This is a genomic window from Hymenobacter agri, assembly GCF_054778495.1.
This window is the reverse complement of sequence record NZ_BAAGZM010000300.1, coordinates 1-5060: the sequence shown is the minus strand read 5'-3', so window position 1 is coordinate 5060 and position 5060 is coordinate 1. Positions and strand designations below refer to the sequence as shown.

The window sequence follows — 5060 nt, the reverse complement described above, 5'->3', positions numbered from 1 at the left end:
GTGCTGGTCGGCCAACTGGGCCGCTTCGTACCAGCGCCAGGCGTGGGCCGCGTGCACGCTCACGCCAAAGCGCAGGCCGTGCTTGCGGGCGGCTTTGGCCCAGCCACCCACCAGGTCTTTCTTCGGGCCCAGGCGCGTCGCGTTCCAGGGTTGGTAGCGGCTTTGGTAGAGGTCGAAATTATCGTGGTGGTTAGCCAGGGCCACGAAATACTGCGCCCCCGCCTGCCGATAAAAGCCCACCAGCTCGTCGGGGTCCCAGGCTTCGGCCTTCCACTCCTTGATAATGTCTTTAAAGCCCGACTTCGACGGGTGGCCGTAGCGGCGCAGGTGCGACTGATACTGCCCGCTGCCTTCCTCGTACATACCGCGGGCGTACCAGTCGCCATCCTCGGGCTGGCACTGTGGCCCCCAGTGCGCCCACAGCCCAAACTTGGCATCCCGAAACCAGTCGGGCACCTGGTACTGCGCCAGCGAATCCCAGGTGGGCTGGTAGGTATCGGGCGCGGCGTGGGCCAGCAGGCTACCGGGCAGGTAGGCGGCCGGGGCAGCCAGGGCGAGGCTTTTGAGGAGGTCGCGGCGGTTCATGGGTGGGTGGGGGGAAAGTAGCGCGGACTTTTAGTCCGCGCGTGAACACGGTTGGCAGACTCGCGGACTAAAAGTCCGTGCTACTTGGTGGCGGCCGGGTGCGTCAGTAGGTCCACGTCCACCACGTTGGCGGGGAACCAGACGGTCATTTCGCCCTTGCCGCGGTTGGCCCAGGCGTAGTACGGAATGGCCGTCAGCGTCTGGGGCACGGTGCGGATGCTGGCGGTGGCCGCATCGACCTGCACCACAGGCACGGTGGCCGTCAGCACTTCCACGCCGTTCAACAGGTCGGGGCGGAAGGCGGGCGTGAAGCGGGCCGAGGGCGGCACGATGATATTGCTGGCCTTGCCCTGGTTGTCGGCCCACTCGGCGCAGTACACGATGGGGCCGCGCTGCAAAGCCACTTTGCCCAGGTCGTCTTTCACGTTGGGGTCGGCCACCACGCGGCGCACATCCATTGGCAGGTTCATTTCCACCACATCGCCCTTGCGCCATTGGCGGGCCAGCACGGCGTAGCCATTGCGCAGGGTGTAGCTGATGGGCTGGCCGTTAACTTTAATGACGACCGGGGCGGCCGGGGCGGCGTCGGCGAAGTTGTAGAGGCTGCTGGGCATGGCCTGGCCCCGGGCCCAGCCGGGCACGCGCAGCAGCAGCGTGAAGTCGGCGCGGCGGGCCGGGCTCACCGTAAATTTCAGGTCGCCGGCCCAAGGGTAGTTATTTTGCTGAGTGAGTTGCACCGGCTGCTTGCCCACCGTCAGGTTGGTGGTGCTGCTCACAAACAGGTTCACGTACACGTCTTTGTCGTGCTGGCCGTACACGTAGCCGGGCAGGCTCGGAAACAGCCGGGCTAGGTTGGTGGGGCAGCACGAGCAGTCGAACCAGCCCGAGCGGGCCGGCTCGGTGTCTTTCGAGCCGGTGCCGCCCTTTATCTGCATGGCGTTGGTGTAGAAGAACGACTTGCCGTCGAGCCCCACGCCCGAAATCAGGCCGTTGTAGAGCACCTTCTCCATCACGTCGGCGTACTTAGCGTCGCCGTGCAGCTGAAACATGCGCTGCTGCCAGTACACGTCGGCCACCGAGGCGCAGGTTTCGTTGTAGGCCGTAGCGTTGGGCAACTCGTAGTTGGCCCCGAATCGCTCGCCGCCGCCCACCGCGCCGGTGCCGCCCTGCACGTACATCTTCTTGCTCACCATGTTGCGCCAGATGGTATCCACGGCGGCCAGCAGGGGCTTGTCGCCAGTCAGGGCCGCCACGTCGGCCATGGCCGAGTACAGGTATTCGGCCCGCACGGCGTGGCCTTCGGCCTCGGTCTGGGCCACCACGGGCTTGTCGTCCTGCCAGTACTGGCCGTTTTTCCACTCGTCCGTGCTCTCGGGGTCGTAGCCCTTGTACTGCCCGCGCTGGTCGATGAAGAATTTGGCCGTTTGCAGGTATTTCGCCTGCCCGGTGGTGCGGTAGAGCTTCACCAGGCCCATTTCCACAATTTCGTGACCCGGCGCCACGGCCCGCTTGCCGGGGCCAAAAACGGAGCACACCAGGTCGGCGTTTTTGAGGGCGATGTTGAGCAGGTTTTTCTGGCCAGTGGCCTGGTAGTGGGCCACGGCGGCCTCGTAGAGGTGGCCCGAGTTGTAGAGCTCGTGGCTCAGTTCGCGCTCCTTTTCCCACCGCTCCTTCCCGGCCCAGGCGTGCGGGTGGGCCGGGTCGATGGTGCGGGCGGTGTAGAGGTAGCCGTCGGGCTCCTGAGCGGCGGCCACCTTGGCAATCAGCGCGTCCACGTATTCGCGCAGGTGCTCGTCGGGGTACAGGCTGAGCGAGTACGACGCGCCCTCGATGGTTTTGTAGATGTCGGTATCGTCGAAGGGATAGGTCGTGGCAAACTTGCCCGACTTGGCGGCCGCCATCTCGAAGTTCTTCACCCGGTTCGTCGCCTCGCAGCGCTGAAACGAGGCGGGAATGGTCACGTCGGTGTTGGTTTTGAGGCGCGGCAGCCAGAAGTTGTCGGCCAGCTTCACCTGCGTGAAGGGCACGGGCCGGATGGGGTAATCGGCCACGGCCTGGGCGCGGGCCGAACCAGCCCCTGCCGCTAACGACGTAGCCAGCAGAAAGGAACGCAAGAGGTACTGCATAGAATGCGGGTGATTACTGACCTTCAAAAACGACGCAACCACAAAATCTTAATCGCAGGACTGCACAATCGTTTGTGTAAATTAACAATCTAAAATCCACATCTGCGCGCGCGGCCTCCTGGCACACCCCTCTCCTACCCCAAACCTCGCTTGCGAAGCGTATTTTATTTCGCTCGCCACAATGGGCTTCACGCTTCGCCGCGACGGCATTGCTGCCGGTATTTCGCGCCCACCAGCGGCCAGCGACGGCTAACCACCTAAGTAGCCCATAGCCAACCCAGAGCATGACCTCAGCACCCGCTGCTTCCTCCCATCCTCACGTTTGGCACGCCCGCAACTCAGCGGCGGCCAGCTTCAAACTCGCGCCATTCGGCGCGGTGCGCGTCGAGTTCGGCGGGCGCAATCGCATAGGCGGTGCAGGCTTCGGCCTGGTTCATCAGGCCCTGGTCGACGGCGTTGAGGACGGCCCAGACCTTGAGCTTACGCTCGGCGAGCTGCTCGGCGGTGGCGGCGGGCTCGGGGCGGCCGTCGGTATCGAAGAGGTCGGAAGTCGGGTAGTTGCTCATGGTGTGGGCAAGATGCGCCGGCGACAATTAGGGTAGCGTGAATATCGGGCAGATTGGCCATTTTTATCGACCGACGGCCATCGACTGCTCCGAATTGGCGAAAGGAATGACGGTTTTCACGCCGACGGCCGTTGCGGACCACGACTGCACGATGGCATCGCCCGCCCGCCCGCGGCTTGCGATGCCGGTGCGCGGCCTTATTTCCACCGGCTGAAAAAAGCGTCGAACGCCTCGCGGTAGCCGTCGCTCACGGGCAGGGTTTCGCCGGCCAGCTGCACCGTGCCGCGCCCCACCGACTGCAGGTGCCCCAACCCCACAATGTAGCTGCGGTGGATGCGCATGAACTGGCGGCCGGGCAGTTTCTCCTCCATGCTGCGCAGGCTGGTGAGCGAAAGCAGCGGCCGCGCCTGGCTGGCCAGATGCACCTTCACGTAGTCCTTCAGGCCCTCCACGTACATAATATCGGCCAGGGCCACGCGCACCAGCTGGTACTCCACTTTCAGGTAGATGTGGTCTTCCTCCGGTGGGTTGGTGAACTGGTGGGTTGGTGAATTGATTGGGGCGGGAACGGCCACCGGGGCAGGCATTTCGCTGGCCTGCTTCATCTCGAAATACGCCCGGGCCTTGAGGGCGGCGCGCAGAAATTCCTGGTAGTCGAAGGGCTTGAGCAGGTAGTCGAGCGCATCGACACGGAAGCCTTCGAGGGCATATTGGTTGAAGGCTGTGGTGAAGATGACGCGCGGGCCGTGCTGCAGCACCTTGGCCAGCTCCAGCCCGCTCAGGTCGGGCATCTTGATGTCGAGAAACAGCAGCTGGGCATCGGGCCGCTCGTGCAGCGAGCGCAGGGCGGCCACGGCACTCTCGTGCCGCCCCACGAGGCGCAGAAACGGCGTCTTTTCAATAAAAGAGCAGACCAGGCCCAGGGCCAGGGGCTCGTCATCGACGGCCACGCAGTTGATGACGAACGGGACGGCGGGCGTTACAAATTCAGGTGCAGGCATACTTCGTATTCGTTAGCGGCGGTGCGGGGATTCACGCGCACGGAGTGGGCGCGCGGGTAGAGCAGGTCGAGGCGGCGCTGGGTGTTCACCAGGCCAATGCCGCCGGGCTCGTCGTCGGCGTCGGCATCGGCGGGCCGGTCGGGAAACACGGTATTGCGCACGCACAGCGCTACGGTGCTGGCCGTGGGCTGGCGCAGCTCGATGCTGATGACGCTGGGCGCGGTGGCGCTCACGCCGTGCTTAAAGGCATTCTCGACGAAGGGCTGAAACAGCATGGGCGCGATGAACGGGTCGGGACTGAGCGGGTCGGGCCGCTCGAAGCGCACCTGCACCTTGGTGGTGAGGCGCAGGTGCATGAGGTCGATGTAATCCTGCAAAAAGCTGATTTCCTGACTCAGGCGCGTGTGCCCGGCCGGCGACTCGTACAGCACGTAGCGCATCATGCGCGAGAGGCGGTGCAACGCCGCGCGGGCCTGGTCGCCGTCGAGAATGGTGAGGGCGTAAATGTTGTTGAGCGTGTTGAAGAAGAAGTGCGGGTTAATCTGGGCCTTGAGCAGGCTGAGCTCAGTAGCCACCTGGCGGCGTTCCAGCTCCAGCCGGCTTTCGGCGTCGCGCTGGCCTTTTTGCATGGCCGCGAGGCTGGTGGCAATGCCCAGCACCAGCAGCGTGATGAGCAGCACGCCGGTGTTGAAGAGCGGGGCATTCTCTTCGGGCCCCGGCAGCGGGTGCGGGCGCGGGCCCGACCACGGGTTGGGCGGGTTGAGAACGGCCTCGCGGGCGGT

General features: G+C 64.6%; 5 protein-coding genes. All 5 read right to left on the bottom strand.

What is annotated here, in order from left to right; all coding sequences use genetic code 11:
• Positions 1-585, bottom strand: a 585-nt coding sequence (locus ACYVDE_RS14185; protein WP_460502196.1) for an alpha-L-fucosidase, incomplete at its 3' end; no start/stop codon positions are given.
• An 80-nt stretch (positions 586-665) separates the two neighbouring features.
• Positions 666-2699, bottom strand: coding sequence for a glycoside hydrolase family 127 protein (locus ACYVDE_RS14180; RefSeq protein WP_460502195.1), 2034 nt, complete (start codon positions 2697-2699; stop codon positions 666-668).
• A gap of 350 nt (positions 2700-3049) precedes the next feature.
• Complete coding sequence (locus ACYVDE_RS14175; protein ID WP_460502194.1) at positions 3050-3277, bottom strand: DUF1153 domain-containing protein; 228 nt, start codon at positions 3275-3277, stop codon at positions 3050-3052.
• A 197-nt stretch (positions 3278-3474) separates the two neighbouring features.
• The gene (locus ACYVDE_RS14170; protein WP_460502193.1) at positions 3475-4278 is read right to left on the bottom strand and encodes a LytR/AlgR family response regulator transcription factor; all 804 of its coding nucleotides are present in this window, start codon (positions 4276-4278) and stop codon (positions 3475-3477) included.
• A partial coding sequence (locus ACYVDE_RS14165) for a sensor histidine kinase (RefSeq protein ID WP_460502192.1) occupies positions 4257-5060 on the bottom strand: 804 nt, incomplete at its 5' end. The genes ACYVDE_RS14170 and ACYVDE_RS14165, both read right to left, overlap by 22 nt.